We start from the raw sequence: 25,718 nt of genomic DNA, 5'->3' as shown, positions 1-25,718 counted from the left end.
TTTTTATTCCTCGTCGTTGTGTCAGCCCGTAATAAACCCGGTTAAATGGTGTTCGTCTGTGGCTGAACGGAAAATAACGCCTGTCTTAACCGCGATGTTTCATTCATCCACAAACAACCAGAGAGTTAACGCATGTCCGCAAAATATTTTGCCATTCTGACCAGTCAGGGTGCAGCGAAGCTGGCGAACGCAACGGCGCTAGGCACAAAACTTACTCTTACGCAGATGGCGATCGGCGATGCCAACGGCGTGTTGCCGACCCCCGATGCTTCGCAAACGAAACTGATTAACCAGAAACGTATTGCGCCGCTGAACCGGCTTTCTGTTGACCCCAGCAATGCCAACCAGATTATTGCCGAGCAGGTGATTCCTGAAACCGAAGGGGGTTACTGGATCCGCGAAATCGGCCTATATGATGACGACGGCGTGCTGATTGCCATTGCCAACTGCCCGGAAACCTATAAGCCGCAGATGCAGGAAGGCAGCGGGCGTACGCAGACGATTCGCATGGTGGTGGTGGTCTCGTCAACGGCGGCGGTCACCCTCAAAATTGACCCGTCGGTGGTGCTGGCCACACGCCAGTACGCTGACGACCTGATGAATAATCATATTAAGGCCAGCAACCCGCACACTCAGTATGCGCCGCTTGCCAGCCCGGTATTCACCGGCGCGCCGACCGTGCCCAATACTCCTGTCAGCAACTACGGGCAGCAAATCGCCAACACCAAATATGTGCGTGATGTTATCGCCGATTATGACGGCATTCTTCCTGTCGGCGCGCCAGTCGCCTGGCCGCAGGCAACACCGCCGGGCGGTTGGTTCAAGTGCAACGGTGCCACGTTCGATAAAGTGCAATTCCCAAGGCTGGCTGCAGCCTACCCTTCTGGCGTACTGCCGGATCTACGTGGGGAATTTCTTCGTGGCTGGGATGATGGACGTGGGGTAGATGCAGGAAGAGCGTTATTAACTGCACAAGGAGACGCTATCCGCAACCTGGTGGGGTCGATTCCTTGTGTTGCCCCCTACGGATTCGAGCAACATGTCAGCGGGATTTTATACGGAATGGGAATGCCACAAGGCGGGGGATCGTCAGAAACCCTGGCTAACGGATATGGAATTGGTGTTAACGCCTCACTCTCCGTCCCTACCGCGGCAGAAAACCGACCGCGCAACATTGCATTTAATTACATCGTGAGGGCTCAATAATGTCGCAAGCAACGCTGAACCAGAACCTGATTGCCACCGCTGCCGGGGAGATCACTGTCTATAACTTTGATGGTGAGACACGCGAATACTACTCTACGTCGGTAGAGTACCTGGCGATTGGCGTGGGTATTCCCGGCAATTCGACCGTTGAACCACCGCTGGCGGCGAAAAACGGTTTCGCGGTGTGCTGCGCGACCGATGGCCGCAGTTGGCAATACGTTGCCGATCATCGCGGCGAAACCGTTTATAATCTCGAAAGCGGTGAAAAAACGTCTATTACCACGCTGGGTGATTACCCGGCGAACGTGACCACGCTTGCCCCGGCAACGCCGTACGATAAGTGGAACGGCAGCACCTGGGTCACCAACAGCGCCGCACAGCATGCCGCGCAAATAGCCAGCGCAGAGCAGAAAAAAACGCAGTTGCTGAATGAAGCGAAAAACACCATCAGCCTGTGGCAGACGGCCCTGCAACTGGGCCGCATTAGCGATGCTAATAAAGCGCGGCTGATCGCCTGGATGGATTATATTGATGCCGTGCAGGCAATGGATAGCGCGCAGGCACCGGATATCAGCTGGCCTGTGCAACCGGCATAATACGCAACGGGCTTCGGCCCGTTTTTTATGCCGGGTTGTACCAGACCGCAGCCAACCCCGACCGATAGCCCCCTCCCACATCTGCACCGGACAATGTCGTTTACTTATCCGATAACCGAGAGTGAACGCATGACTGCGAAATATTATGCCATTCTGACCAATCAGGGAGCAGCGAAGCTGGCGGCCGCCACGGCGCAAGGCACCCGGCTTAACATTACCCGCATGGCAGTTGGCGACGGTAATGGCACGCTGCCCTCACCGAACGCCACGCAAACCAGCCTGGTGAACCAGAAACGCATCGGTGCACTGAATGTGCTGATGGTGGATAGCATCAACAGTAACCAGATTATCGCCGAGCAAATTATTCCGGAAAATGAAGGCGGCTTCTGGATCCGCGAAATGGGTCTCTACGACGATGCTGGGGTACTGGTGGCCGTGGCGAACTGCCCGGAAACCTATAAACCGCAACTGGATGAAGGCAGTGGCCGCACGCAAACCATCCGCATGGTGCTGACGATTTCGAATACGTCGGCCATCACCTTAAAAGTGGATGCCACGGTGGCGCTCGCCAGTCGTCAGTACGTGGACGACCAACTTAGCGATCATATTAAAGCCTCCAACCCGCACAGCCAGTATTTGCAAATTTCCCAGTCACTGAAAGAGATAGCCGATTCGGGCCCCGCAGCCGTCGCTGCGGCGGTTAAAAACCTGGGGATTGAAGCATTGATTTCCGCGTTGTTGCCTAAAGCCAGCTTTACCCAATCTGATTACATTCGGATTCCCGATAAACCCGGCGGACTGATTATCCAGTGGGGGAATGTCATGTCCAATGCCAGCGGAGACGCCACCTGGACACACCCCACACCGTTTCCAAACCAGCGGCTCGGGGTTTGGGGAACCTTTAAACGTCTGGGTGTGGCAGGGACAGATTACCCGACTATCTCCTTTAATAACGTTTCAGATCCTGACCCGAGAGTGATGACCAATTTTCATCTGCGGATAAACGGCACGCCGGGCGTGTATGGCGCATTTACCTTTGCATTGGGGTATTAATATGACAACAGCCTTTTTTTCTCCCGCTATGAATGCGTTTATTCCAGCAGCATGGAAAGATGACGGGACCTATAACAACGAGACATGGCCGGTTGATGCTGTCGAAGCAACCGATGCAGAAGTCAGCGCCTATTGGTGCCAGACCCCGCCAAATGGTAAACAACTCGGCGCGGTTGATGGGCGTCCGGCGTGGGTTGATATTCCACCGCTGTCCTCAGAGGAGGAAAAAGCGTTGGCGGATCAGCATAAAACGCTTCTGCTCAATGCCGCCACCGCAAAAATTGTTATCTGGCAGACGAAGTTATTAATGGGACGGAAACTCGCAGACAACGAAACCGCGCAACTCAATAACTGGATAGATTACATCGATAGCGTAACCGCGATCGACACCGCTACCGCGCCGGATATCAGTTGGCCCGCGCTGCCGGAATAAAACCGAACGGGCTGCGGCCCGTTTTTTTTTGCCCGTCACTGTTGTTTCAGCCCAGCCCCAACGCCGATAAATAGCGCCCGACCCCGCCGCCCTGGAGAATAGCACTCACCCCAAAACCACGGAGTTAAACGGATGAGTGACTATCATCATGGCGTCCAGGTCGTCGAAATCAACGACGGCACACGCGTCATTTCCACTGTCTCAACGGCCATTGTCGGCATGGTATGTACCGCCAGCGATGCAGACGCTGAGATGTTCCCCCTTAATGAACCAGTGCTGATCACCAGCGTGCAGAGCGCCATTGCGAAAGCGGGCGTCAAAGGTACGCTCTCCTCTTCTCTGCAAGCCATTGCTGACCAGGCGAAACCGGTCATCGTTGTGGTGCGCGTTGCGGAAGGCACGGGCGACACCGCGCAGGCGCAGACCATTTCCAATATCATCGGCACCACCGATGCAAACGGTAAATACACTGGCCTGAAAGCACTGCTGACCGCTGAAGCGGTAACCGGCGTGAAACCGCGTATTCTTGGCGTTCCGGGTTATGACACCCAGGAAGTCGCCACCGCACTGGCCTCTGTCTGCCAGAAACTGCGCGCCTTCGGCTATGTCAGTGCCTGGGGCTGCAAAACCCTTTCCGATGCAATGAAGTATCGCGAAAACTTCAGCCAGCGTGAGCTGATGGTGATCTGGCCAGATTTCCTCGCCTGGGATACCGTCGCGAACGCGACTTCCACCGCCTACGCTACTGCCCGCGCGCTGGGTCTGCGTGCTTACATCGACCAGTCCGTTGGCTGGCACAAAACCCTGTCCAACGTTGGCGTTAACGGTGTGACCGGCATCAGTACTCCGGTGTTCTGGGATTTGCAGGAATCCGGTACCGACGCGGATCTGCTCAACGCGGCTGGCGTGACCACGCTTATCCGCAAAGACGGTTTCCGCTTCTGGGGCAACCGCACCTGCTCCGATGATCCGCTGTTCCTGTTTGAAAACTACACCCGCACCGCGCAGGTTATCGCCGACACCATGGCCGATGCGCATATGTGGGCGGTGGACAAACCGATCACCGCAACGCTTATCCGCGACATCATCGAAGGCATTAATGCGAAGTTCCGCGAGCTGAAAAGCAACGGGTACATCGTGGATGCCACCTGCTGGTTCGACGAAACCGCCAACGATGCCGTCACCCTGAAAGCCGGGAAACTGTATATCGATTACGACTATACGCCGGTGCCGCCACTGGAAAACCTGACCTTACGCCAGCGCATCACCGATAAGTACCTGGTGAATCTGGTCTCCTCGGTCAACAGCAATTAAGGAACCTGATAAATGGCAATGCCGAGAAAACTGAAATACATGAACGTGTTCCTCAATGGCTACAGCTATCAGGGGATCGCCAAATCCATCACGCTGCCGAAACTGACCCGCAAGCTGGAAAACTACCGCGGCGCAGGCATGAGTGGTGTCGCGCCTGTCGATATGGGGCTGGATGACGACGCCATGTCGATGGAGTGGACGCTGGGCGGTTTCCCGGATACGGCTATCTGGGAACTGTATGGCGCAACCAGCGCAGACGCCGTCCCTGTGCGTTTCGCCGGTTCCTACCAGCGCGACGACACCGGTGAAACGGTGGCAGTCGAAGTGGTCATGCGTGGTCGCCAGAAAGAGATCGACACAGGCGAAAACAAAGTGGGCGAAGACACCGAATCCAAAATCTCCGTCGTTTGCACTTATTTCAAACTGACGATGGATGGCAAGGAACTGGTGGAAATCGACACCGTTAACATGATCGAAAAAGTCAACGGCGTAGACCGCCTCGAGCAGCACCGCCGCAATATCGGCCTGTAATGCGCATCCCGGTCAGCCTCGCTGGCCGGTTCTTCCCCCGCTAATGGAACCACGAGGAACTCATGAGCAACGAAACTGACAACGTCATCACCCTGGAAAACCCGATCACACGCGGCGAACAGAGCATTACTGTTATTACCCTGATGAAACCGAACGCCGGCACGCTGCGTGGCGTGAGCCTGGCGGCAGTGGCGAATGCCGAAGTGGATGCGCTGATCAAAGTGTTGCCGCGCATTACCTCGCCGTCGCTTACCGAGCAGGAAGTGAGCGCGCTGGACCTGGTGGATATGGTGGCGCTGGCCGGCAAGGTGGTTGGTTTTTTGTCACCGGCTTCGGCACGGTAAGCTTTCCGGCGAACCTGTCGGTTGACGATCTGATGGCGGATATCGCGGTGATTTTTCACTGGCCGCCGTCAGAGCTCTATCCCCTGAGCCTGAGCGAACTCATCACATGGCGCGAAAAAGCGCTGCAGCGAAGCGGAAACACACATGAGTAACAGCGTAAAAATAGAAGACTTGCTCACGGCTGTTGATCAGGCGACGCGCCCGTTTAAAACCTTACAGACCGCGAATGTGTCGCTGTCTGATCAGGTTAAAGAGACGCAGACCACCTTACGCGGCCTGTACAGTCAGGTGGCGCAAATCGACGGTTTTACCCGAACGCAAAGCGCCCTGACTGCCGTCAGCCAGGCGCTGAACGTCGCCAAAGAGAACACCCGCGCGCTGGCATCTGAACTGAAAAAAGTGGACGAGCCCTCCCGTACGCAAATAAGCGAACTGGAGAAAGCCCGCAGCCGCGTCAGCACCCTGCAACAACAGCATGATGACCTGCGTCAGTCGGTGAAAAACCAGCGCCAGGTACTGAGCCAGGCAGGCATCAGCACCCGCGCACCGGCAAGCGCACGGCAGCGTCTGCAAAACAGCATCAACGAGCATACCGGGCAACTGACCACCCAGCGCGATGCGCTGGCGCAGGAGAACCGGCAAAACCGCATGGCGAAAATCAAAGCGGGACAGCAATCCATTCTGGGTATTGCCGCGAACCTCTCCACCGTCGGCAAAACCGGCATGTCGGTTGCTACCACCGGGGTTAACCTCGGCAAAAAACTGCTGCAACCGGGTTACGAAGCGTCGCTGAAAGAGGCACCGGCAGCCACCCCTGCCAGTCCAGCCAACCCCGGCGCGAACGTGGCAACCGCGCAGAGCGGCGGCAATCTCGGCACCGATTTACAAGCGCTGCAAGCGGCGTATCAGTCGCTGAGCGTGGATATTTTCCGCACTCAGGAATCCTCTTTACGCCAGCTGGTACAAACCGCTACTCAGTATCTGGGCCAGCTGCAACAGTGGGTACAGAACAACCAGGGACTGGTGCAGACCTTCGGCATGATCGCCACCGTGGTGGTTGGCGTCGCCGGGGCCATTGGCACCGTGGCCAGCGTTATTGCGCCCGTCTTTACGGGCATCAGTACGCTTATCACCATCGCCACCACCCTTGGCAGCGTCTTTACCACCGTGTGTGGCGCTATTGTAGCGGTACTTGGCTCGCTTACCCTGCCCATCATCGGCATTATCGCCGCCATTGCCGGCATAGCGCTGGGCATTTACGCCCTCTGGGAACCGATTAGCGCCTTCTTTGGCGGCGTGGTCGAAGGTATCAAAGCCGGATTAGCCCCACTTGCCGGACTGTTCGCGCCTTTACAGCCCGTTTTCGACGCCATTGGCAACGGCCTGACGTGGATAAAAGACCTGTTTGGCGCGCTGCTCTCCCCGATTACATTCAGTCAGGAAGCACTAGAGAAGTGCGGCAATGCCGGGCAATCCTTTGGCAAGTTTCTGGCCGATGGGCTGATCGGTTGCTTATGGCCGCTGAAATTGCTGATCGACGGCGTCGGCTGGCTGCTGGAGAAACTCGGCATCGTGAACAAGCAACCGGCGATTGCGATCCCCAAACCGCAGGTGGACGCAACGGCGGCGGGGACAACATTCGGTTACGTCCAGCCAACGAGCACAATGCCGGGATTCAACAACTACCAGGCAGCCAGACCCGCAGGCGGTAATTCGTATGTCGACCAGAGCAAAACGGAATATAACGTCACGTTACAGGGCGATATCACCCCCGGTAGCACTAACGAGCGCTACCTGCAGGATCTGTTCCGCCAGGACGCGGCGAACAAACGCAACAGCACCCTTTCGCAATTCTATCCATCAGGAGGGTTTTAATTATGATGCTGGCGCTGGGACTTTTTGTCTTTATGCGGCAAACGCTGCCGTTTCAGAACCTGAACCGCACCTCGACGTTTACCTGGAGCAGCAACGCGCGCGTCGGTAAACGCGCGGCGTATCAGTATATCGGTCCGGGCGAAGATACTCTCGAAATTACCGGCGCGCTCTACCCGGAACTGACCGGCGGCGTGCTGTCGCTGGCGGCCGTGCGTCTGATGGCTGAACAGGGCGGACAATGGCCGCTCATCGACGGCACGGGCATGATTTACGGTGTGTATGTCATCAGCAGCGTCAAAGAGAACGGCTCCGAGTTTTATAGCGACGGCTCGCCGCGCAAAATCAGCTTCACCCTGAATTTAACCCGGGTCGACGAGTCGCTGCTCTCCGAGGCAGAAGCGCTTTACACGAAAGGCAGTAAGCTGCTCGACGATGCCACTAAAATGCTGGGGAGTCGCGGATGATTGACGCTCTCGACAACGATCTGACGCGGGGAGATGCCCCCGCGTTTAAGCTGGAGCTGAACCAAAAACCCGCCAGCAGCAGCGCCTCTGCGGCAAAAAACAACACCAGTAAAGACGAAAAAAAAGACATTACCGCCAGGCTCGCCCCGCGATTAATCGCGCTCACGGTCACGGACAACCGCGGTTTTGAAGCTGACACGCTGACACTGACGCTGGATGACAGCGACGGCAAAATCGAGATGCCAGAGCGCAACGCGCAGGTTAACGTCTCGATTGGCCGACAGGGCTCGGTACTGACCGATATGGGAAGTTTCATTATCGACCAGGTCACGCACCGGGGCACGCCGGATCAACTGGTGATTACCGGGCGCAGCGTCGATTTTCGCAATGACATGAATACCCCAAAAGAGCGGTCATGGCATGACACAACGCTTGGCGAGATTGTGAAAGATATTGCCTGGCGCAATTCGCTGAGCGCCAGCGTCTCGCCGGCGTTGGCCGGTATTACGATAGCGCATATTGACCAGTCCAAAGAGAGCGACATCGCCTTTCTCACCCGGCTGGCTATCCGCAACGGTGCTGAAATCGCCGTAAAATCGGGCGTACTGATTTTTCTTGTGCCGGGTAAATGCGTACGAGGCGGTAAGGCCATCCCAACGGTGACCATCAGCCGTAGCGATGGCGATGCTCATACGTTTGATTTGGCCGATCGGACAGCATACGGCAGTGTCATCGCTCGCTGGCAGGATACGAAAACGCCGCAGAAACAGGTGAAACAGGTAAAACTGACGCGCAAAAGCGCCGGCACGCAGCAGGCAACAAAGGATTACCTCGCCGGTTCACGCGAGAATGTCAGCATCCTGCAAAACATGTTCGCCTCCAAAGATGAAGCCATCCGTGCGGCAGAAGCGGAATGGCAACAACGTCAGAGAAATGCAGCGCAATTTAGCCTGACTCTCGCGCAAGGACGGGCCGACATCGCGCCGGAAACGCCTGTCCGGTTATCGGGTTTTAAGGATGTGATCAATAAAACGCCATGGGTGATCAAAAAAGTGACTCATGGCATTGATAAAAAAGGTTTTATTACAAAACTGGAGCTGGAAGCCGACATCCGAAACGTGGAGTACGACATGGAGGAATCTGGCGCCTGAAAACGTCAAATGCAATTGTTAACTTGCATTTGCGAGTTAATGGTTTATTATTACTGGCATAAACACGCTGGAGAAATCACAAAATGATGCATTGCCCGTTATGCCAGGAAGCGGCTCATGCGCGTTCAAGCCGCTATCTCAGTACCGAAACCAAAGAACGCTACCACCAGTGCCAGAACATCAACTGCGGCTGCACCTTCGTGACCCACGAATCGTTGGCACGCTACATTGTCCGTCCTGGCGCGACACAAGCCGCACCGCCCCACAGTGTGCGGTAATACCGGCATTACCCCATCCCAAAGCCTGCGCAAGCAGGCTTTTTTTTGCCTGCCATTCAGTGCCGCCAGTGGCGATCCTCTGCCGCCATTCTGCCGCCATCGCCAATAAAAAAGGGGTTGGCATTACGCCAACCCCTTGTTTTACACTAACTTTTCGGATGTCGCGAAAGCGATCCTTAGTTAAGACGCTCTTTAATACGAGCAGACTTACCGGTACGCTCACGCAGGTAGTACAGTTTAGCTTTACGAACAGCACCACGACGTTTAACAGCAATGCTGTCAACTACCGGAGAGTGAGTCTGGAAGACACGCTCAACGCCTTCGCCGTTGGAAATTTTACGAACAGTGAATGCAGAGTGCAGACCGCGGTTACGAATAGCGATAACCACGCCCTCGAATGCCTGCAGACGTTTTTTGGAACCTTCAACAACCCATACTTTCACTTCCACGGTATCGCCCGGACGGAAGGAAGGTACGTCCTGCTTCATCTGCTCTTGTTCAAGTTGCTTAATAATGTTGCTCATAATTTAATCTCTTATCCTGGGTAAACTGATATTGGGGGCTTACGCCGTCCCATCATGTTTCTGTTGCAGTTGCTGTTTTGCGTGTTCGCTTTGGAACTCCGCCAGCAACCTTGCTTGCTCTTCAGTCAGAGCCAGGTTTTCCAGAAGTTCAGGTCTTCTAAGCCAGGTGCGGCCCAGCGACTGTTTCAAACGCCAGCGACGTATCTCAGCATGGTTCCCCGACAGTAACACCGCCGGTACTTCCATCCCTTCTAACACTTCAGGCCGGGTATAGTGTGGGCAGTCCAGCAACCCGTCAGCGAAGGAATCTTCCGTTGCTGAAGCCTCATGTCCCAGTACGCCCGGAATAAACCGGGAAACTGAGTCAATCAGCGTCATCGCTGGTAACTCACCACCGCTGAGAACGTAATCGCCGATAGACCATTCTTCGTCGATCTCGGTTTGAATTACGCGCTCATCTATCCCTTCGTAGCGACCGCACACCAGAATCAGTTTCTGATTGGTAGCCAGTTCACTCACGCCCGCTTGATCAAGCTTGCGTCCCTGAGGCGACAGATAAATCACTTTGGCGCCTTCACCCGCCGCGGTTTTTGCTGCATGAATAGCGTCCCGCAAAGGGTTCACCATCATTAGCATCCCCGGTCCGCCGCCGTAAGGACGATCGTCCACGGTACGGTGCCGGTCGTGAGCGAAGTCACGCGGACTCCAGCTCTGGATGCTCAGCAGGCCATTTTTTACTGCCCGGCCAGTTACCCCGTAGTCGGTAATCGCGCGGAACATTTCAGGAAACAGGCTAATTATGCCAATCCACATAGCGCCGTCTTTTACCGTATATCCGGAGGTTTAAAAACCAGGATCCCAATCTACTTCAATGGTTTGAGTAGTGAGATCGACTTTCTTGATAACCTGCCCATCGAGGAACGGAACCAACCGCTCCTTGATACCAAATGCATCTTTCAGGTTTGCTTTGATGACGAGAACGTCATTAGACCCGGTTTCCATCATATCGACGACTTTACCGAGGCTGTAACCTTCCGTAGTCACTACCTGGCAACCCATAAGGTCTTTCCAGTAATAGTCACCCTCTTCCAGTTCCGGCAACTGCGTGGAATCAACGACAATTTCGCAATTAGTCAGCAGATTCGCCGCATCTCTGTCATCAACACCTTTCAGTTTGATGACGATATCCTGATTGTGGTAGCGCCAGCTTTCCAGCTCAATGCTCTGCCACTGACCCGCCTTCTGAATAAACCAGGGCTGATAGTCAAAAATGCTTTCGGCGTCTTCGGTGGAGGAAAACACTCTGAGCCAACCACGAATTCCGTAAGAAGAACCCAGTTTGCCAACGATAATTGGCTCAACAGGCGTCTGTGCGGTTTGTTGCTTGCTCATCATGACCACCGTGACAGATTAAGCTGCTTTCTGTACTTCTTTGATCAGCGCGGAAACGCGATCGGAAACGGTAGCGCCCTGGCCAACCCAGTGCTGAATACGATCCAGATCCAGGCGGGTGCCTTCTTCTTTCTCGGAAGCGATCGGGTTGAAGAAACCAACGCGCTCAATGAAGCGACCGTTGCGTGCATTACGGCTGTCGGTGACAACAACCTGGTAGAACGGACGCTTTTTAGCGCCGTGACGTGCTAAACGAATAGTTACCATAACATCCTCTTGTGTGAATAAAACACCAGGCCCCATCGAGGAACGGAGCCCGGTGTCATATTAAAAGCCCGAAAATTTTACTCATTTTTTGCTAAAAAGCAATCGACAGTTATGAAACTGTGAGGTCTGAGGCCGTCGGCGTTGCGGCCAATTTGACATCGGCGTGTGCGCAGTCACCGGAGCGTACACGCAGTACGTGAGCATGTTGAGCACACCCCGGCAGCAAAATGGCAAAGAAGATAGCCCGATATTATCTACCCGGGAAGCCTGGCGGCATCATCCCCTTCATTCCACGCATCATCTTCGCCATCCCGCCCTTCTTCATCTTCTTCATCATGCGCTGCATATCGTCGAATTGTTTGAGCAGACGGTTTACATCCTGCACCTGCATACCACAGCCTGCGGCGATGCGGCGTTTACGAGAACCTTTGATAATGTCCGGATTAGCGCGCTCTTTTAGCGTCATGGAATTAATAATGGCTTCCATGCGCACCAGCACTTTATCGTCCATTTGCGCTTTAACGTTGTCCGGAATTTGCCCCATGCCAGGCAGCTTGCCCATCAGGCTCGCCATACCGCCCATGTTTTTCATCTGGCGCAACTGCTCAAGGAAATCGGTCAAATCAAAACCGTCGCCTTTCTTCAGTTTATTTGCCAGTTTCTCCGCCTGTGCGCGGTCAACTTTGCTCTCAATATCTTCGATCAGCGACAGCACATCGCCCATACCGAGAATACGGGAAGCAATGCGATCCGGATGGAACGGCTCCAGCGCCTCGGTCTTCTCGCCAACACCAAGGAACTTAATCGGTTTGCCGGTGATATGACGAATCGACAACGCCGCACCACCGCGGGCATCACCATCGACTTTGGTCAGCACAACCCCCGTCAGCGGCAGCGCTTCATTAAAGGCTTTCGCCGTATTTGCCGCATCCTGACCGGTCATGGCATCGACCACAAACAGCGTTTCCACCGGCTTAATCGCCGCGTGGACCTGTTTGATCTCATCCATCATCGCTTCATCAACGTGTAAACGACCGGCGGTATCCACCAGCAGTACGTCAAAGAACTTCAGCTTCGCTTCTTTCAGCGCCGCGTTAACGATATCCACTGGTTTTTGCGCAACGTCAGAGGGGAAGAACTCCACCCCCACCTGCTGAGCCAGCGTTTCCAACTGTTTGATTGCCGCCGGGCGATAAACGTCCGCAGAAACCACCATCACCTTTTTCTTGTGCTTTTCGCGCAGGAACTTACCGAGTTTACCCACGCTGGTGGTTTTACCGGCCCCTTGCAAACCCGCCATCAGCACGACGGCTGGCGGTTGCGCGGCAAGGTTCAGGCTCTGATTTTCTTCGCCCATCGCCGCAACCAGCTCATTGCGCACGATTTTGACGAACTCCTGCCCTGGGGTCAGACTCTTATTGACTTCATGCCCCACCGCCTTCTCTTTCACGCGGTTGATAAAGTCACGCACGACCGGCAGCGCAACGTCCGCTTCCAGCAGCGCCATACGCACTTCGCGCAGGGTATCTTTGATGTTGTCTTCAGTGAGGCGCCCACGGCCACTGATATTGCGCAGCGTGCGCGACAAACGATCGGTTAAATTATCAAACATGGTCTCTCGCCTGAGGTGATACGATTGGCCGCCAGGGCGACGCATTACAAAAATTTTCCGCAGTATAACATGAACGTCCCGCTCCTGTATGTGATGCAACTGTTGGAGCCAACGTCCCGTGACGCTATACTGTTTTTCTTTCTTCTTCAGTCAACTGCCGACACCCATATGCCCGTTTTCGCTCTGATCGCTCTTGTTGCCTATTCCATCAGCATTGCGCTGATCGTTCCTGGCCTGCTGCAAAAAAACAGCGGCTGGCGCAGAATGGCCATTCTTTCAGCAGTGATTGCCCTGATTTTCCACGGTTTTGGGCTGAAAGAACGCATTTTCCCCGATGACGGTGGGCAAAACCTCAGCTTATTAAACGTAGGCTCGCTGGTCAGTCTGATGATCTGCACCGTCATGACCATTGTGGCGTCTAAAAATCGCGGCTGGTTACTGTTGCCCATCGTTTACACCTTTGCATTGATCAACCTCGCTTTCGCTATTTTCGTCCCTAACGAATACATCACCCATCTGGAAGCGACGCCTGGCATGATGGTACATATTGGGTTATCCCTTTTCGCCTATGCCACCTTAATTATTGCGGCAATGTATGCCCTACAATTGGCGTGGATTGATTATCAGCTTAAGAACAAACGGCTGGCGTTTAGCAGTGAAATGCCACCGCTGATGGTGATCGAGCGCAAGATGTTCCACATCACTCAGGTCGGTGTGGTATTGCTGACTCTGACATTGTGTACCGGGCTATTCTTTATGAAAAACCTGTTCAGCATGGACAATATCGACAAAGCGGTGCTCTCTATCATCGCCTGGTTTGTCTATATCGTTTTGCTGTGGGGCCACTACCATGAAGGCTGGCGCGGTCGTCGGGTCGTCTGGTTCAATGTCGCGGGCGCGGGGATCTTAACGCTGGCCTATTTCGGCAGCCGCGTCCTGCAAGAGTTTCTGAGCTAAAACAAAGGAGTTCCCCCTGGAACACATCTCCACCACGACACTGATCATCACGCTGGTCATTATGGTCGTGGTTTCGGCGTATTTTTCCGGTTCTGAAACCGGAATGATGACGCTCAACCGCTATCGCCTGCGCCATCTGGCAAAGCAGGGTAACCGGGCCGCCCGTCGCGTAGAAAAACTGCTCCGCAAACCGGACCGCCTGATAAGCCTGGTGCTGATCGGCAACAACCTCGTCAATATTCTCGCTTCGGCTATTGGCACCATTGTCGGCATGCGTTTGTACGGCAACGCCGGCGTTGCTATCGCCACCGGGGTACTGACTTTCGTGGTGCTGGTGTTTGCCGAGGTGCTGCCCAAAACCATTGCCGCCCTCTACCCGGAAAAGGTCGCCTTCCCCAGCAGTTTTCTGCTGGCGCCGTTACAGGTGATCATGCTGCCGCTGGTCTGGCTGCTCAACGGCGTTACCCGCATCTTAATGCGCATGGTGGGGATCAAAGCCGATGTGGTAGTCAGCGGCGCGCTCAGCAAAGACGAACTGCGCACCATCGTCAACGAATCGCGTTCGCAAATCTCCCGTCGCAATCAGGATATGCTGCTGTCGGTGCTCGATCTGGAAAAGGTCAGCGTTAACGACATTATGGTGCCACGCAACGATATCGTCGGCATCGATATTAACGATGACTGGAAATCCATTGTCCGCCAGCTCACACACTCGCCACACGGTCGTATTGTGCTGTATCGCGACTCGCTGGACGATGCAATCAGTATGCTGCGCGTGCGCGAAGCCTATCGGCTGATGACCGAGAAAAAAGAGTTCACCAAAGAGGTGATGCTCCGCGCTGCCGACGAAATCTACTACGTACCGGAAGGCACACCGCTCAGCGTGCAACTGGTGAAATTCCAGCGCAATAAAAAGAAAGTCGGCCTGGTGGTCGACGAATATGGTGATATTCAGGGGCTAATCACGGTAGAAGATATTCTCGAAGAAATTGTTGGGGACTTCACCACCTCTATGTCACCGGCGCTCGCAGACGAAGCCACGCCGCAGAATGACGGTTCGGTGATTATCGAAGGCGGTGCCAGCGTGCGCGAACTGAACAAAGCCTTTAACTGGCGGCTACCAGAAGAAGAAGCCCGCACCATAAATGGCATGCTGCTGGAAGCGCTGGAAGAGATCCCCGCCATCGGTACGCGCGTGCGTATTGAGCAGTACGACATCGATATTCTCGACGTACAGGACAATATGATCAAACAGGTGAAAGTGATCCCGGTAAAAGCCCTGAGAGAAAGCGTAACCGAATAAGGCGGATGAAAAAAACCCTCTCCGAAAGAGAGGGTTTCTGCTCAGGGAAGCTTACGCCTTCGCTTTTGCTACGGTGACCATCGCAGCACGGATGGTGCGGCCGTTCAGGGTATACCCTTTTTGCATCACGCCCAGCACTTTACCGGCTTCAATCTCATCAGACTCGACCATCGCAATGGCCTGATGCACGTTCGGATCCAGCGGAACGTTGGTATCAGCAATCACTTCCACACCGAATTTTTTCACCACATCCAGCATGGACTTCAGCGTCAATTCGATACCTTCAACCATCGGTGCCATATCAGCGTTGTTTTTGTCCGCCACTTCCAACGCGCGATCCAGGCTGTCGACGACCGGCAGCAGTTCGTTGATGAATTTTTCCAGCGCAAACTTATGCGCTTTCTCAATGTCCTGTTCGGTACGGCGGCGCAGGTTTTCCATTTCCGCTTTGATGCGTAAAACGGCTTCGCGCTCACGGTTTTGCGCTTCAGCTAATTGCGTTTCAAGATTCGCAATTTTCTCATCGCGCGGATCCACCTGCTCAGCAGAATCGTCAGACTCAACAACGGCCTCAACATCATCGTGCTGTTCCATGATAATTTCTTCCGGGGCTTGCCCGTCAGGCGTTTTCTGTTCTTTACTACTCATGAATTTCTCCGCGTTTTTTTGCATTCATCTCGCTAACCTGGCTTATTATGGGGATCAGTTTCCGGGATTCAAGGGAACGTGACAGATTGTCATCATTCATTCGCCACAAGGACCGCAGAACATGACTCACCATTTCAAGTGTATTGGTATTGTCGGGCACCCACGGCACCCTACCGCACTGACCACACATGAAATGCTTTATCGCTGGCTCAGCGCAAAAGGCTACGATGTCATTGTTGAACAGCAGATTGCCCAGGAACTGCAGCTCAAAAATGTGCGAACCGGCACGCTGGCGGAAATTGGTCAGTATGGCGATCTGGCGGTGGTGGTCGGTGGCGACGGTAATATGCTTGGCGCGGCGCGCACCCTGGCCCGTTATGATATCAATGTTATCGGCATTAACCGCGGCAATCTCGGTTTTCTCACCGACCTCGACCCGGATAACGCCCAACAGCAGCTTGCCGATGTGCTGGAAGGGCATTATATCGCTGAAAAACGCTTTTTGCTGGAAGTGCAGGTCTGCCAGCAGGAGTGCCAAAAACGCATCAGCACCGCCATTAATGAAGTGGTGCTGCACCCGGGCAAAGTGGCCCATATGATCGAATTCGAAGTCTATATTGACGAAGTTTTTGCGTTTTCTCAGCGTTCCGACGGACTGATTATCTCGACGCCAACTGGCTCCACCGCCTATTCGCTTTCTGCAGGTGGGCCGATTCTGACGCCGTCGCTGGACGCCATCACACTGGTACCGATGTTCCCGCATACGCTGTCGGCACGCCCGCTGGTTATCAACAGCAGCAGCACCATTCGCCTGCGTTTCTCGCATCGGCGCAGCGACCTGGAAGTCAGTTGCGACAGCCAAATCGCCCTACCCATTCAGGAAGGCGAAGATGTGTTAATCCGCCGCTGCGACTATCATTTAAACTTAATTCACCCTAAAGATTACAGCTATTTCAATACGCTAAGCTCAAAACTCGGTTGGTCGAAAAAATTGTTCTGAAAATCATCACACAACACTTTACTGTATATAAAACCAGTTTATACTGTACGAAAACACAGTTATGGTTTTTCATACAGGAAAGCAACCATGTTGGCACAACTGACCATCAGTAATTTTGCTATCGTTCGTGAGCTTGAGATCGATTTTCACAGCGGGATGACGGCTATTACCGGCGAAACCGGGGCGGGTAAATCCATTGCCATTGACGCACTCGGCCTGTGCCTGGGTGGCCGCGCCGACGCTGACATGGTGCGCGCAGGTGCGCCCCGCGCTGATCTGTGCGCTCGCTTTGCGTTGAAAGACACCCCGGCGGCTCAACGCTGGCTGGAGGAGAACCAACTCGAAGACGGGCGTGAGTGTTTACTTCGCCGCGTCATCAGCAGTGACGGGCGTTCCCGCGGTTTTATCAACGGTACGGCGGTCCCCCTTTCTCAGTTACGCGAACTGGGCCAGCTCCTCATCCAAATCCACGGGCAGCACGCGCATCAGTTGCTGATCAAACCCGAACACCAGAAAACGCTGCTCGATGGCTACGCGGGTGAGTATGCGCTCACTTTGCAAATGTCGGAGAACTATCGCGCCTGGCATCAGAGCTGCCGTGAACTGGCGCAGCATCAGCAGCAGAGCCAGGAGCGTGCAGCCCGTGCAGAGCTGTTGCACTATCAACTAAAAGAACTGAATGAATTTAACCCGCAACCGGGCGAGTTTGAGCAAATCGACGAAGAATACAAACGGCTGGCGAACAGTGGACAACTGCTCTCTACCAGCCAGCACGCACTGAATGTACTGGCGGATGGCGAAGACGTTAACCTGCAAAGTCAACTCTATGCCGCTCGCCAGTTACTGACGGAGCTGGCGGGCATGGACACGCGCCTTTCCGGCGTGCTGGATATGCTGGAAGAAGCCGCCATCCAGATTAGCGAAGCCAGCGATGAGCTACGCCACTACTGCGACCGCCTGGATCTCGATCCGAATCGCCTCTACGAACTGGAACAGCGCATCGCCCGGCAGATCACACTTGCCCGCAAACACCATATCAGCCCGGAAGAGCTGCCGCAGCTCCACCAATCACTGCTTAATGAACAGCAGTTGCTGGACGATCAGGCGGATTCACAAGAAACATTGACGCTGGCCGTCAGCCAGCATCATCAACTGGCACTGGAGAGCGCCCGGCTTCTGCACGACCAACGCGTGAAATATGCGCAGGAGTTGAGTCAGTTGATCACTGATAGCATGCACGCGCTCTCTATGCCTCACGGTGTGTTTGATATTGATGTCGCCTTTGATGATCGTTCACTGACTGCTGAAGGTGCCGATCGCATTGAGTTTCGTGTCACCACTAACCCTGGGCAACCGTTGCAATCTATCGCCAAAGTCGCCTCTGGCGGTGAACTGTCGCGCATTGCACTGGCAATCCAGGTGATTACCGCACGGAAAATGGAAACCCCGGCACTCATTTTCGATGAAGTGGATGTGGGTATTAGTGGTCCGACCGCCGCTGTGGTCGGCAAACTGTTGCGTCAGTTAGGGGAATCAACCCAGGTAATGTGTGTGACTCACCTGCCACAGGTAGCAGGTTGCGGGCATCATCACTTCTATGTCAGTAAAGAGACCGACGGCGCAATGACCGAAACGCATATGCAACTGCTGGATAAACGTGCCCGTTTACAGGAACTGGCCCGCCTGCTGGGCGGCAGAGAAGTGACAAGGAATGCGCTGGCGAATGCAAAAGAGCTGCTGGCAGCGTAAACTTTTTTGAATTCTCAGGGTCAGAGTTCCCGACAAAAACGACAACAGACTCCGCCACAAAGGTTTTAAACTGGCTAAAGGTCTATTATCATCGGCATATTACATATGAGCCACGTATTGTTCGGGCCCGAAAAGGAATCAAATCACTATGCGCTGTAAAATGCTGACTGCTGCCGCAGCGGTTCTCCTGATGTTGACCGCTGGTTGCTCTACTGTAGAACGCGTGGTTTACCGCCCTGATATCAATCAGGGGAACTACCTGACACCTAACGACGTTGCAAAAATCCACGTGGGTATGACGCAACAGCAGGTTTCTTATGCATTGGGTACGCCGATGATGACAGACCCGTTTGGTAGCAACACGTGGTTCTACGTGTTCCGCCAACAACCGGGACATGAAGATGTAACCCAGCAGACACTGACACTGACGTTTAACAGCAATGGTGTATTAACCAGCCTGGATAACAAACCCGCGCTGACCAAACAACAGTAAGCCATAACCACAAAAAGGTGCCAAAGGGCACCTTTTTTGTTTTCAGGGAGGAAACAATGGCTGTACCGCAAAGCAAAGATGAACTGCTGGCTTCAATGGAGAAATCCTGGCTCACTTTGCAGAAAAAACTCGATCGCATTCCTGTGGATATCGCATTTACCCCTCTTCTGGAAGGGCATGCATCCGGCACCACAATGAGCGCCGCAAACCTTGTTAGTTACTTACTGGGTTGGGGGGAACAGGTAATCTACTGGCATCAACAGGAAGCGTCAGGAAAGCAAATCGATTTTCCGGCAGCGGGATTCAAATGGAATGAGCTCGGCAAACTGGCGCAAAAGTACTACAGCGATTACGCGGATATCACCGACTGGTTAACACTGCGCGCAAAGCTGGAGCAGTGCTATCACGCTCTGGTAATGCTGGTTGAAAGCTACAGCGACGAAGCGCTCTATCAGCAGCAGTGGTATGGAAAATGGACGCGAGGTCGAATGATCCAGTTTAATACTGTCTCGCCATGGAACAACGCCACCTCACGCCTTAACGCATTGTTAAAAACCAGCACAGCGGCGAAATAAACAAAATTACTTTTTCGCACTGGCGGATTTTTCCGCACGCTGGCGACGCAATTCTTTTGGGTCAGCAATCAGCGGGCGGTAGATCTCCACGCGATCACCATCGCGCACCACATCCTGTAATTTAGCCGGTCTGCTGTAAATACCGACTTTATTAACGTTCAGATCGATATCGTCACGAAGATCCAGCAAACCCGAAGCCAGAATCGCTTGTTCAACGGTTGCGCCATCGTCCAACGTCACCCGTTGCAGATACTGCTTTTCTGGTAAAGCATAGGCAACTTCAACGGCAATCTTACCCGACACGGTAAACCTCTTTCGCCCGAAGGGTAAAGGCCTGCACCATATTTGCCGCCAGCTCTTTAAAGATGCGGCCAAATGCCAGTTCGATCAGCTTGTTGGTAAACTCGAAATCGAGCTGGAACTCAATACGACAGGCGTCGGTACTAAGCGGTGTAAATTTCCAGCCACCGATCAACGATTTGAACGGGCCATCCACCAGGTGCATCAAAATGCTCTGGTTAGTTTCCAGCGTATTGCGTGTGGTAAAAGTCTTGCTGATCCCGGCTTTGGAAACATCCACGGCAGCGGTCATCACCGACGGCCCGGACTCCAGCACCCGGCTGCCTGTACAGCCTGGCAGAAACTGCGGGTAGGACTTTACATCATTCACTAACTGATACATTTGTTCTGCGCTATAAGGAACCAGCGCAGTCCGGCTAATCTGAGGCATTCGGTTCTTCCACGTTCACACAATCGACAAATAATAACATCTCCCCAGGATGAAAGGAAAACGCTACGCCGGAACTCATGCTAAGATAACGCGTTAAACCTCACAGGACGCAATGAGGTCAGTTTCAGATATCAGATTACCGGATGGCTTCACGACATTATGACGAAGAAAAAAGCATATAAACCAGGTTCAGCAACCATCGCGCTCAACAAGCGCGCCCGCCATGAATACTTCATCGAAGAGGAATTTGAAGCCGGGCTGGCATTGCAGGGCTGGGAAGTAAAATCCTTGCGCGCCGGTAAAGCAAACATTGGCGATAGCTACGTTATTCTGAAAGACGGCGAAGCCTTTCTGTTTGGCGCCAACTTTACACCGCTGACCGTGGCGTCCAGCCACTATGTTTGCGATCCGACCCGCACACGCAAACTGTTGCTTAACCAACGCGAGCTCGATTCACTCTACGGACGCATCAACCGCGAAGGTTACACCGTGGTAGCGCTGTCGCTGTACTGGAAAAATGCCTGGTGCAAAGTGAAAATCGGCGTAGCGAAAGGTAAGAAACAGCACGATAAACGCTCCGATCTGAAAGAGCGTGAATGGCAGCTCGATAAAGCACGTATCATGAAAAACGCAGGACGCTGATAGCGCCCTGTTCCGCCCTCTCACGCCGGGAGAGGGCATCATTTCCCACGCACCCTCGTTCTGGTTATTCCTCTTCACACGCCATGTAAACATCACCCAATGAAATGCAGCCACGATATGGACTGGTGTGCTGCATCATAAAAGTGTTATACTCATTTCACACTTTTGGGGCTGATTCTGGATTCGACGGGATTTGCGAAACCCAAGGTGCATGCCGAGGGGCGGTTGGCCTCGTAAAAAGCCGCAAAAAATAGTCGCAAACGACGAAAACTACGCTTTAGCAGCTTAATAACCTGCTTTGAAGCCCTCTCTCCCTAGCCTCCGCTCTTAGGACGGGGATCAAGAGAGGTCAAACCCAAAAGAGATCGCGCGGATGCCCTGCCTGGGGTTGAAGCGTTAAAACTAATCAGGCTAGTTTGTTAGTGGCGTGTCCGTCCGCAGCTGGCAAGCGAATGTAAAGACTGGACTAAGCATGTAGTACCGAGGATGTAGGAATTTCGGACGCGGGTTCAACTCCCGCCAGCTCCACCACTTCATGATCCGGATACGTCCGGTGAAATCCTGAAAGCCCGCACGGCACAAGCTCTGCGGGCTTTTTTGTGTCTGTAATCGTCCGAGGTCATCCGGCTGAATCCGGTGATTATTGGTATACGTTTAGGTATACGGTACGATGTATACCTAAAACCGTATACCAATTCATGAAGGAGCGGCCACAGTGGCACGGACAACACGCCCCCTGACCAACACCGAAGTCTCACGCGCTAAAGCGACTGATAAAGATCTGACGTTGCATGATGGCGACGGCCTTTTCCTTATAGTGAAAACAAGCGGCAAAAAACTGTGGCGCTTTCGCTATCAAAGACCGACAACAAAGCAGCGCACCATGATTGGCCTAGGCGCTTTCCCTGCCCTCTCTCTGGCCGAAGCCAGAAGCTTGCGCGCGCAGTACCTCTCTTCATTAGCAAGAGGAATCGACCCTCAAACACAAGCCGAGCAGGCAGCAGAGCAGCAACAGATCGCGATAGAGAGCATTTTTTCAAATGTGGCAGCAAACTGGTTTGCCATGAAACGCAACAGCGTGACACCCGATTACGCGAAAGATATCTGGCGATCGTTAGAGAAGGATATTTTTCCGACTATAGGTGAGATCCCGGTTCAGGAAATAAAAGCGCGGACATTAGTTGAAGCGCTTGAGCCAATTAAAGCGCGGGGCGCACTGGAAACCGTTCGCCGCCTGGTACAGCGTATTAACGAAATCATGATTTACGCAGTGAACACCGGCCTGATAGATGCCAACCCTGCGTCAGGTATCGGTATGGCATTTGAGAAACCTAAAAAACAGAACATGCCAACGCTTCGGCCAGAGGAATTGCCGAAGCTGATGCGTTCACTAATTATGTCTAATTTATCCGTTCCAACTCGCTGCCTGATTGAATGGCAGCTCTTAACACTTGTTCGCCCTTCGGAGGCATCAGGAGCAAGATGGGTAGAGATCGATCTCATAGCTAAACTCTGGACAATTCCTGCAGAACGGATGAAAGCAAAAAGGGAACATATAGTTCCTTTATCGTCTCAAGCATTAGAGATTTTAGAGATGATGAAGCCTATTAGTTTTCATCGTGAGTATGTTTTTCCTAGTCGAAATGATCCAAAACAACCAATGAATAGTCAGACAGCTAATGCTGCGTTGAAGCGTATTGGTTATAGTGGCAGACTGGTTGCACATGGGCTTCGTTCAATTGCTAGTACTGCGATGAATGAACATGGATTCAAAGCAGATGTAATTGAGGCCGCACTAGCTCATTCAGATAAAAATGAAGTAAGAAGGGCATATAATCGCTCAACATACCTAAATGATAGAATAGAGTTGATGGATTGGTGGGGAATGAAGGTCAAATCTTAGAGATTGGGACATTAGTCCCAATCTCATCTTATATCGTCAAAAAACAAAAGAAGAATCACCATATAAGGCTAATTTATTATATGCAACATTATGATCATCTAAGTTCTTACCTACAACTAAGCAAAGCTTTCTACCCTGAATGTCTATTGATTCATGCGCACATGCCTCAGAAAATGATGTAGCATCTTTTTGGTTCTTATTACAGTAAGCAAAGTAACAAAAGCCATAGTGGTCAAAAACATTTGATGCATAGATAACTGAATTTACGTGCCCAGAAACTCTCCATTTTTTCCTCACGTTTCTTTTCATTTCATTAATCATTCCACTAATAACGGCCTGCTCATTCGGGTGAATGTTATTTAATAATAGAGATAGTTCTAACCATCGGTAAGTTTTTCTAATCTCAAGCTGTTCAATAATATCCATAAAAATTTTCCTTACTTTTGGCTTTGGTTTGTCTATTCTTACTCCACTTTCTAAAGAAATATAGTAGTCATCGATTTTCTGTGACATTGTAGTCAATATTAGATTGGTTTTTCCATCTGATTTCTCTAAGCAAAAAAGAGTTTCCAGATAAGTTCCGAGCAGATCTAACTCATCACCAAAATAATTATATTCGCTCTCAACGCGTTGACGTGAAGAAAGATAATGCAATACAAACGATGGTTTATCTAGTACATCAACAATAGTTTCAAAGTCAGCTAGACACATCGATGGACATGACTCCAAATCTTCTGCAAACCATCCACTGTCTTTAATATTTTGCATATTTGACTGCATGGCACCAAAGGTTTCTAGAGAAATAGAAACACGAACCACTTTCTTAATTTTCCTTAACCCCTCACCTAGTTTTTTTGTGAGATCATCTTCGACATCCAAGTTCTCATTCAAATAAAAAAGCCTATCTCTTAGCCGTTGAGACTGAATACAGGGACTTACTATCAATTCATTTATATGTTTTTTTAAACGTTCTGGTGCTCCACGTAATGCTGGTTTAGATATTTTACCTGACTTGGCTTCAAAGATAATCGCAAACGAATCTATAAGAGTTAATACATCTGTTTCGTATTGTTGTCCATCTAGGGTCCATTTTAAACCGTTATAGATTACTGCTTCATTAAACTTTGACTTAATGATTTCGTTGATCTTCTCTTCTAAATAAGTGCCTTTTCTGTCCGATAATGCGCCTTCTGCAAAGGAGGATATTAAATCATCAAATATAGGGATAATGAAACTAAAAAAAACTTGAGGTATAAAGCAATAATATTCATCTTGATTTTTTTTGATTAGCGGTTTATACCAAACTGGATTATCAAGAGTTAAATATTCTCTGTTAACCCCAGCCAATTGTCCTCGTTCAAGAGAAAAATAATTTTGTATACAATTAATTTCACTTATAGCAATATTTGTATCTGCAGATACTTGTAATCCATTAAAAACAAATAATGAATCGTCATAACTCATGTATTTTATAAGTAATGAATGAATCAGAGTTTCCTTGTTTGCATCATGAATATCACTTCCTGTGATATCCATAAATTCACTTGCATCGATTTCACTTAATACATTATCACGAAGGCAATCAATATCAAAGTCATAATAAAGTCGTAACTTTGACATCCTTTCATTTATCCTTGTCTCGATGGAACCTATTAGATAGTCAAAATACTTAACTACATTCTCCACACTGAAACCAAAATTTTCTCTAAGCTCATTATTGAAATGGCCGTAAAGTTCTAGAATAATCTTTTTAACTTGAGTGTAATATCCCCAATTCCTAACTGCAGTAGTTTGGCCCTGCATTAAAATCCGCATCAGAAAAGCACTTTTCTCTTCATCACTTTTGGACCTAAGCCCACCATCAAACCGTGTCAGCATATTTATTGAAAAAATACAATCTAAATTATATTTAATTTTATCATACACTTCATTTTTTGTTTTTGATTTAGAGTTAAACTGCTCCGGGGGAAGTGTTAAAAATATAGCTTGAATATACTCAATATAGTACTGAGGGATTTCAATTTTACTATCTTTTATAGATACCCCCTTCTCCTCATCTACAGCAGTGAGGGAACTTGTCACGAAACTCGATAACAAACTCATGGGATTAACATCTTTAATTAACTCAATAAGTTCATTTTTTAAAAGCGGAACTTTTCCCTTTGCATCCAAAGACATTGCTCCAGTGATATCTTTTATTTTTTCTTCACTCAAACCTTTAAAAGGATTTACAATCTCAATAAATTCACCAGATGTTTTTATTTGAAACGGCTTTTGACTAATCAACCTCTTACTGTATTTCCTGCTCATCTCACTACTCCTGCTAAAAAATTATAAGATTAGCCGCACACACCTTCATTTTCACTTATTAAAGTATGAATGTAACAATTACATTTTAACGACCATGATTCAGATTGTATGTTACATAGCCCGGCATTTACATAATGATTGTCTTTCCGCTACAACGACTCACTGACATACCCTAAATTAGAATAATTAATTATTATTCCGGCGCGCAGTGCTTTCCCCGCCTCGCCTGCCCGCTTTGCAGGGCGGTTTAAATGCAGATGCATGACCGGGCTCAGGCCGCGCCGGGACCGGTGCGGGCGGGCTTCCGGCTGGCAGGGAAATAAATGCAGTTAAATGCACCTGATGCATGCAGGGTATTTTTCGGAAAA

29 protein-coding genes and 1 other RNA gene are annotated in these 25,718 nt (G+C 51.5%); 21 read left to right on the top strand and 9 right to left on the bottom strand.

What is annotated here, in order from left to right:
* Window positions 1-132 precede the first annotated feature (132 nt).
* The 12 genes from GA0061071_RS18695 to GA0061071_RS18640 all read left to right on the top strand — a co-directional run bounded on the left by GA0061071_RS18695 (window position 133) and on the right by GA0061071_RS18640 (window position 9,245).
* Window positions 133-1,206, top strand: a complete 1,074-nt coding sequence (locus GA0061071_RS18695) for a phage tail protein (protein WP_088236678.1) — start codon at window positions 133-135, stop codon at window positions 1,204-1,206.
* Entirely contained in the window at window positions 1,206-1,802 is a 597-nt protein-coding gene (locus GA0061071_RS18690) for a tail fiber assembly protein (protein WP_088236677.1), read from the top strand. Before GA0061071_RS18695 ends, GA0061071_RS18690 begins: the two co-directional genes overlap by 1 nt.
* A 129-nt stretch (window positions 1,803-1,931) precedes the next feature.
* Window positions 1,932-2,855 (top strand): phage tail protein, encoded by a 924-nt coding sequence (locus tag GA0061071_RS18685; RefSeq protein WP_088236676.1) that lies wholly within the window; start codon window positions 1,932-1,934, stop codon window positions 2,853-2,855.
* 1 nt (window position 2,856) lies between these two features.
* Window positions 2,857-3,288: a tail fiber assembly protein gene (locus GA0061071_RS18680; RefSeq protein WP_088236675.1), complete on the top strand. Its 432-nt coding sequence runs from the start codon at window positions 2,857-2,859 to the stop codon at window positions 3,286-3,288.
* A gap of 132 nt (window positions 3,289-3,420) precedes the next feature.
* Window positions 3,421-4,602: a phage tail sheath protein gene (locus tag GA0061071_RS18675; RefSeq protein ID WP_061493595.1), complete on the top strand. Its 1,182-nt coding sequence runs from the start codon at window positions 3,421-3,423 to the stop codon at window positions 4,600-4,602.
* Window positions 4,603-4,614: 12 nt separating this feature from the next.
* Complete coding sequence (locus tag GA0061071_RS18670; RefSeq protein WP_061493594.1) at window positions 4,615-5,133, top strand: phage major tail tube protein; 519 nt, start codon at window positions 4,615-4,617, stop codon at window positions 5,131-5,133.
* Between the two features lie 62 nt (window positions 5,134-5,195).
* Window positions 5,196-5,477, top strand: a complete 282-nt coding sequence (locus tag GA0061071_RS18665; protein ID WP_061493593.1) for a phage tail assembly protein — start codon at window positions 5,196-5,198, stop codon at window positions 5,475-5,477.
* A 32-nt stretch (window positions 5,478-5,509) separates the two neighbouring features.
* Window positions 5,510-5,629, top strand: a complete 120-nt coding sequence (locus GA0061071_RS18660) for a GpE family phage tail protein (RefSeq protein WP_061493592.1) — start codon at window positions 5,510-5,512, stop codon at window positions 5,627-5,629.
* Window positions 5,622-7,352 carry a phage tail tape measure protein gene (locus GA0061071_RS18655; protein ID WP_088236674.1) on the top strand — a complete coding sequence of 577 codons (1,731 nt, stop codon included), beginning with the start codon at window positions 5,622-5,624 and terminating at the stop codon, window positions 7,350-7,352. Before GA0061071_RS18660 ends, GA0061071_RS18655 begins: the two co-directional genes overlap by 8 nt.
* Before the next feature lie 2 nt (window positions 7,353-7,354).
* Window positions 7,355-7,816, top strand: a complete 462-nt coding sequence (locus GA0061071_RS18650) for a phage tail protein (RefSeq protein ID WP_061493590.1) — start codon at window positions 7,355-7,357, stop codon at window positions 7,814-7,816.
* The gene (locus GA0061071_RS18645) at window positions 7,813-8,967 is read left to right on the top strand and encodes a contractile injection system protein, VgrG/Pvc8 family (RefSeq protein WP_088236673.1); all 1,155 of its coding nucleotides are present in this window, start codon (window positions 7,813-7,815) and stop codon (window positions 8,965-8,967) included. The genes GA0061071_RS18650 and GA0061071_RS18645 overlap by 4 nt, the downstream gene beginning before the upstream one ends.
* 83 nt (window positions 8,968-9,050) lie before the next feature.
* Window positions 9,051-9,245 carry a DNA-binding transcriptional regulator gene (locus GA0061071_RS18640; RefSeq protein WP_061493588.1) on the top strand — a complete coding sequence of 65 codons (195 nt, stop codon included), beginning with the start codon at window positions 9,051-9,053 and terminating at the stop codon, window positions 9,243-9,245.
* A 176-nt stretch (window positions 9,246-9,421) separates the two neighbouring features.
* On the opposite strand, the gene rplS is transcribed toward GA0061071_RS18640, so the two are convergent.
* The 5 genes from rplS to ffh all read right to left on the bottom strand — a co-directional run bounded on the left by rplS (window position 9,422) and on the right by ffh (window position 13,040).
* Complete coding sequence (rplS, locus tag GA0061071_RS18635) at window positions 9,422-9,769, bottom strand: 50S ribosomal protein L19 (RefSeq protein WP_002914145.1); 348 nt, start codon at window positions 9,767-9,769, stop codon at window positions 9,422-9,424.
* A gap of 39 nt (window positions 9,770-9,808) precedes the next feature.
* Entirely contained in the window at window positions 9,809-10,582 is a 774-nt protein-coding gene (trmD, locus tag GA0061071_RS18630) for a tRNA (guanosine(37)-N1)-methyltransferase TrmD (protein WP_061493587.1), read from the bottom strand.
* 30 nt (window positions 10,583-10,612) lie between these two features.
* Window positions 10,613-11,161 (bottom strand): ribosome maturation factor RimM, encoded by a 549-nt coding sequence (gene rimM, locus GA0061071_RS18625; RefSeq protein WP_061493586.1) that lies wholly within the window; start codon window positions 11,159-11,161, stop codon window positions 10,613-10,615.
* A gap of 18 nt (window positions 11,162-11,179) precedes the next feature.
* Entirely contained in the window at window positions 11,180-11,428 is a 249-nt protein-coding gene (gene rpsP / locus GA0061071_RS18620; RefSeq protein WP_061493585.1) for a 30S ribosomal protein S16, read from the bottom strand.
* A gap of 250 nt (window positions 11,429-11,678) precedes the next feature.
* Window positions 11,679-13,040, bottom strand: coding sequence for a signal recognition particle protein (gene ffh, locus GA0061071_RS18615; protein WP_061493584.1), 1,362 nt, complete (start codon window positions 13,038-13,040; stop codon window positions 11,679-11,681).
* Between the two features lie 168 nt (window positions 13,041-13,208).
* On the opposite strand from ffh, the gene GA0061071_RS18610 reads away from it, so the two are divergent.
* Together GA0061071_RS18610 and GA0061071_RS18605 are read left to right on the top strand one after the other, a co-directional pair.
* Window positions 13,209-13,997, top strand: coding sequence for a cytochrome C assembly family protein (locus GA0061071_RS18610; protein WP_061499811.1), 789 nt, complete (start codon window positions 13,209-13,211; stop codon window positions 13,995-13,997).
* A 16-nt stretch (window positions 13,998-14,013) separates the two neighbouring features.
* Window positions 14,014-15,300 (top strand): HlyC/CorC family transporter, encoded by a 1,287-nt coding sequence (locus tag GA0061071_RS18605; RefSeq protein ID WP_061493583.1) that lies wholly within the window; start codon window positions 14,014-14,016, stop codon window positions 15,298-15,300.
* 51 nt (window positions 15,301-15,351) lie between these two features.
* Here the strand turns inward: GA0061071_RS18605 and grpE are convergent, their stop codons facing one another.
* Window positions 15,352-15,948 carry a nucleotide exchange factor GrpE gene (gene grpE, locus GA0061071_RS18600; RefSeq protein ID WP_139109678.1) on the bottom strand — a complete coding sequence of 199 codons (597 nt, stop codon included), beginning with the start codon at window positions 15,946-15,948 and terminating at the stop codon, window positions 15,352-15,354.
* A gap of 121 nt (window positions 15,949-16,069) precedes the next feature.
* Between grpE and nadK the strand changes: the two genes are divergently transcribed.
* The 4 genes from nadK to GA0061071_RS18580 all read left to right on the top strand — a co-directional run bounded on the left by nadK (window position 16,070) and on the right by GA0061071_RS18580 (window position 19,765).
* Window positions 16,070-16,948: an NAD(+) kinase gene (nadK, locus tag GA0061071_RS23545; protein WP_061493581.1), complete on the top strand. Its 879-nt coding sequence runs from the start codon at window positions 16,070-16,072 to the stop codon at window positions 16,946-16,948.
* 87 nt (window positions 16,949-17,035) lie between these two features.
* Window positions 17,036-18,697: a DNA repair protein RecN gene (gene recN, locus GA0061071_RS23540; protein ID WP_088236671.1), complete on the top strand. Its 1,662-nt coding sequence runs from the start codon at window positions 17,036-17,038 to the stop codon at window positions 18,695-18,697.
* Between the two features lie 148 nt (window positions 18,698-18,845).
* A complete protein-coding gene (bamE, locus tag GA0061071_RS18585) occupies window positions 18,846-19,190 on the top strand; it encodes an outer membrane protein assembly factor BamE (RefSeq protein WP_088236670.1) in 345 nt (114 codons plus the stop codon).
* A 56-nt stretch (window positions 19,191-19,246) separates the two neighbouring features.
* On the top strand, window positions 19,247-19,765 hold the full coding sequence (locus GA0061071_RS18580; RefSeq protein WP_088236669.1) for a ClbS/DfsB family four-helix bundle protein: 519 nt from the start codon (window positions 19,247-19,249) through the stop codon (window positions 19,763-19,765).
* Window positions 19,766-19,771: 6 nt separating this feature from the next.
* On the opposite strand, the gene GA0061071_RS18575 is transcribed toward GA0061071_RS18580, so the two are convergent.
* Both GA0061071_RS18575 and GA0061071_RS18570 read right to left on the bottom strand, forming a co-directional pair.
* The gene (locus GA0061071_RS18575; protein WP_088236668.1) at window positions 19,772-20,068 is read right to left on the bottom strand and encodes an RnfH family protein; all 297 of its coding nucleotides are present in this window, start codon (window positions 20,066-20,068) and stop codon (window positions 19,772-19,774) included.
* Complete coding sequence (locus tag GA0061071_RS18570; protein ID WP_061493576.1) at window positions 20,058-20,495, bottom strand: type II toxin-antitoxin system RatA family toxin; 438 nt, start codon at window positions 20,493-20,495, stop codon at window positions 20,058-20,060. Before GA0061071_RS18570 ends, GA0061071_RS18575 begins: the two co-directional genes overlap by 11 nt.
* Window positions 20,496-20,654: 159 nt before the next feature.
* Between GA0061071_RS18570 and smpB the strand changes: the two genes are divergently transcribed.
* The 3 genes from smpB (at window position 20,655) to GA0061071_RS18555 (ending at window position 23,040) form a co-directional block, all read left to right on the top strand.
* Window positions 20,655-21,137, top strand: coding sequence for an SsrA-binding protein SmpB (gene smpB / locus GA0061071_RS18565; RefSeq protein ID WP_061493575.1), 483 nt, complete (start codon window positions 20,655-20,657; stop codon window positions 21,135-21,137).
* A gap of 167 nt (window positions 21,138-21,304) precedes the next feature.
* Window positions 21,305-21,668, top strand: a transfer-messenger RNA (tmRNA) gene (gene ssrA, locus GA0061071_RS18560).
* 184 nt (window positions 21,669-21,852) lie between these two features.
* Window positions 21,853-23,040 (top strand): integrase domain-containing protein, encoded by a 1,188-nt coding sequence (locus GA0061071_RS18555; RefSeq protein ID WP_088236667.1) that lies wholly within the window; start codon window positions 21,853-21,855, stop codon window positions 23,038-23,040.
* A 36-nt stretch (window positions 23,041-23,076) separates the two neighbouring features.
* Here GA0061071_RS18555 and GA0061071_RS18550 read toward each other — a convergent pair whose 3' ends face one another.
* The gene (locus GA0061071_RS18550; RefSeq protein WP_088236666.1) at window positions 23,077-25,350 is read right to left on the bottom strand and encodes a hypothetical protein; all 2,274 of its coding nucleotides are present in this window, start codon (window positions 25,348-25,350) and stop codon (window positions 23,077-23,079) included.
* Window positions 25,351-25,718: the final 368 nt, after the last annotated feature.

The sequence above is a fragment of the Kosakonia oryzendophytica genome (assembly GCF_900094925.1).
Taxonomy (GTDB): Bacteria; Pseudomonadota; Gammaproteobacteria; order Enterobacterales; family Enterobacteriaceae; genus Kosakonia; species Kosakonia oryzendophytica.
Note: the sequence above shows the minus strand (reverse complement) of the source record. Positions and strands in the feature narration are given on the sequence as shown.

Coding starts and splice junctions, on each gene's coding strand:
- GA0061071_RS18655 (WP_088236674.1), top strand. CDS start 5,622: ATGAGTAACAGCGTAAAAATAGAAGACTTGCTCACGGCTGTTGATCAG.
- GA0061071_RS18690 (WP_088236677.1), top strand. CDS start 1,206: ATGTCGCAAGCAACGCTGAACCAGAACCTGATTGCCACCGCTGCCGGG.
- GA0061071_RS18695 (WP_088236678.1), top strand. CDS start 133: ATGTCCGCAAAATATTTTGCCATTCTGACCAGTCAGGGTGCAGCGAAG.
- trmD (WP_061493587.1), bottom strand. CDS start 10,582: ATGTGGATTGGCATAATTAGCCTGTTTCCTGAAATGTTCCGCGCGATT.
- GA0061071_RS18685 (WP_088236676.1), top strand. CDS start 1,932: ATGACTGCGAAATATTATGCCATTCTGACCAATCAGGGAGCAGCGAAG.
- smpB (WP_061493575.1), top strand. CDS start 20,655: ATGACGAAGAAAAAAGCATATAAACCAGGTTCAGCAACCATCGCGCTC.
- rpsP (WP_061493585.1), bottom strand. CDS start 11,428: ATGGTAACTATTCGTTTAGCACGTCACGGCGCTAAAAAGCGTCCGTTC.
- grpE (WP_139109678.1), bottom strand. CDS start 15,948: ATGAGTAGTAAAGAACAGAAAACGCCTGACGGGCAAGCCCCGGAAGAA.
- GA0061071_RS18670 (WP_061493594.1), top strand. CDS start 4,615: ATGGCAATGCCGAGAAAACTGAAATACATGAACGTGTTCCTCAATGGC.
- GA0061071_RS18675 (WP_061493595.1), top strand. CDS start 3,421: ATGAGTGACTATCATCATGGCGTCCAGGTCGTCGAAATCAACGACGGC.
- rplS (WP_002914145.1), bottom strand. CDS start 9,769: ATGAGCAACATTATTAAGCAACTTGAACAAGAGCAGATGAAGCAGGAC.
- GA0061071_RS18580 (WP_088236669.1), top strand. CDS start 19,247: ATGGCTGTACCGCAAAGCAAAGATGAACTGCTGGCTTCAATGGAGAAA.
- GA0061071_RS18570 (WP_061493576.1), bottom strand. CDS start 20,495: ATGCCTCAGATTAGCCGGACTGCGCTGGTTCCTTATAGCGCAGAACAA.
- ffh (WP_061493584.1), bottom strand. CDS start 13,040: ATGTTTGATAATTTAACCGATCGTTTGTCGCGCACGCTGCGCAATATC.
- GA0061071_RS18645 (WP_088236673.1), top strand. CDS start 7,813: ATGATTGACGCTCTCGACAACGATCTGACGCGGGGAGATGCCCCCGCG.
- recN (WP_088236671.1), top strand. CDS start 17,036: ATGTTGGCACAACTGACCATCAGTAATTTTGCTATCGTTCGTGAGCTT.
- nadK (WP_061493581.1), top strand. CDS start 16,070: ATGACTCACCATTTCAAGTGTATTGGTATTGTCGGGCACCCACGGCAC.
- rimM (WP_061493586.1), bottom strand. CDS start 11,161: ATGAGCAAGCAACAAACCGCACAGACGCCTGTTGAGCCAATTATCGTT.
- GA0061071_RS18640 (WP_061493588.1), top strand. CDS start 9,051: ATGATGCATTGCCCGTTATGCCAGGAAGCGGCTCATGCGCGTTCAAGC.
- GA0061071_RS18550 (WP_088236666.1), bottom strand. CDS start 25,350: ATGAGCAGGAAATACAGTAAGAGGTTGATTAGTCAAAAGCCGTTTCAA.
- GA0061071_RS18660 (WP_061493592.1), top strand. CDS start 5,510: ATGGCGGATATCGCGGTGATTTTTCACTGGCCGCCGTCAGAGCTCTAT.
- GA0061071_RS18610 (WP_061499811.1), top strand. CDS start 13,209: ATGCCCGTTTTCGCTCTGATCGCTCTTGTTGCCTATTCCATCAGCATT.
- bamE (WP_088236670.1), top strand. CDS start 18,846: ATGCGCTGTAAAATGCTGACTGCTGCCGCAGCGGTTCTCCTGATGTTG.
- GA0061071_RS18650 (WP_061493590.1), top strand. CDS start 7,355: ATGATGCTGGCGCTGGGACTTTTTGTCTTTATGCGGCAAACGCTGCCG.
- GA0061071_RS18680 (WP_088236675.1), top strand. CDS start 2,857: ATGACAACAGCCTTTTTTTCTCCCGCTATGAATGCGTTTATTCCAGCA.
- GA0061071_RS18665 (WP_061493593.1), top strand. CDS start 5,196: ATGAGCAACGAAACTGACAACGTCATCACCCTGGAAAACCCGATCACA.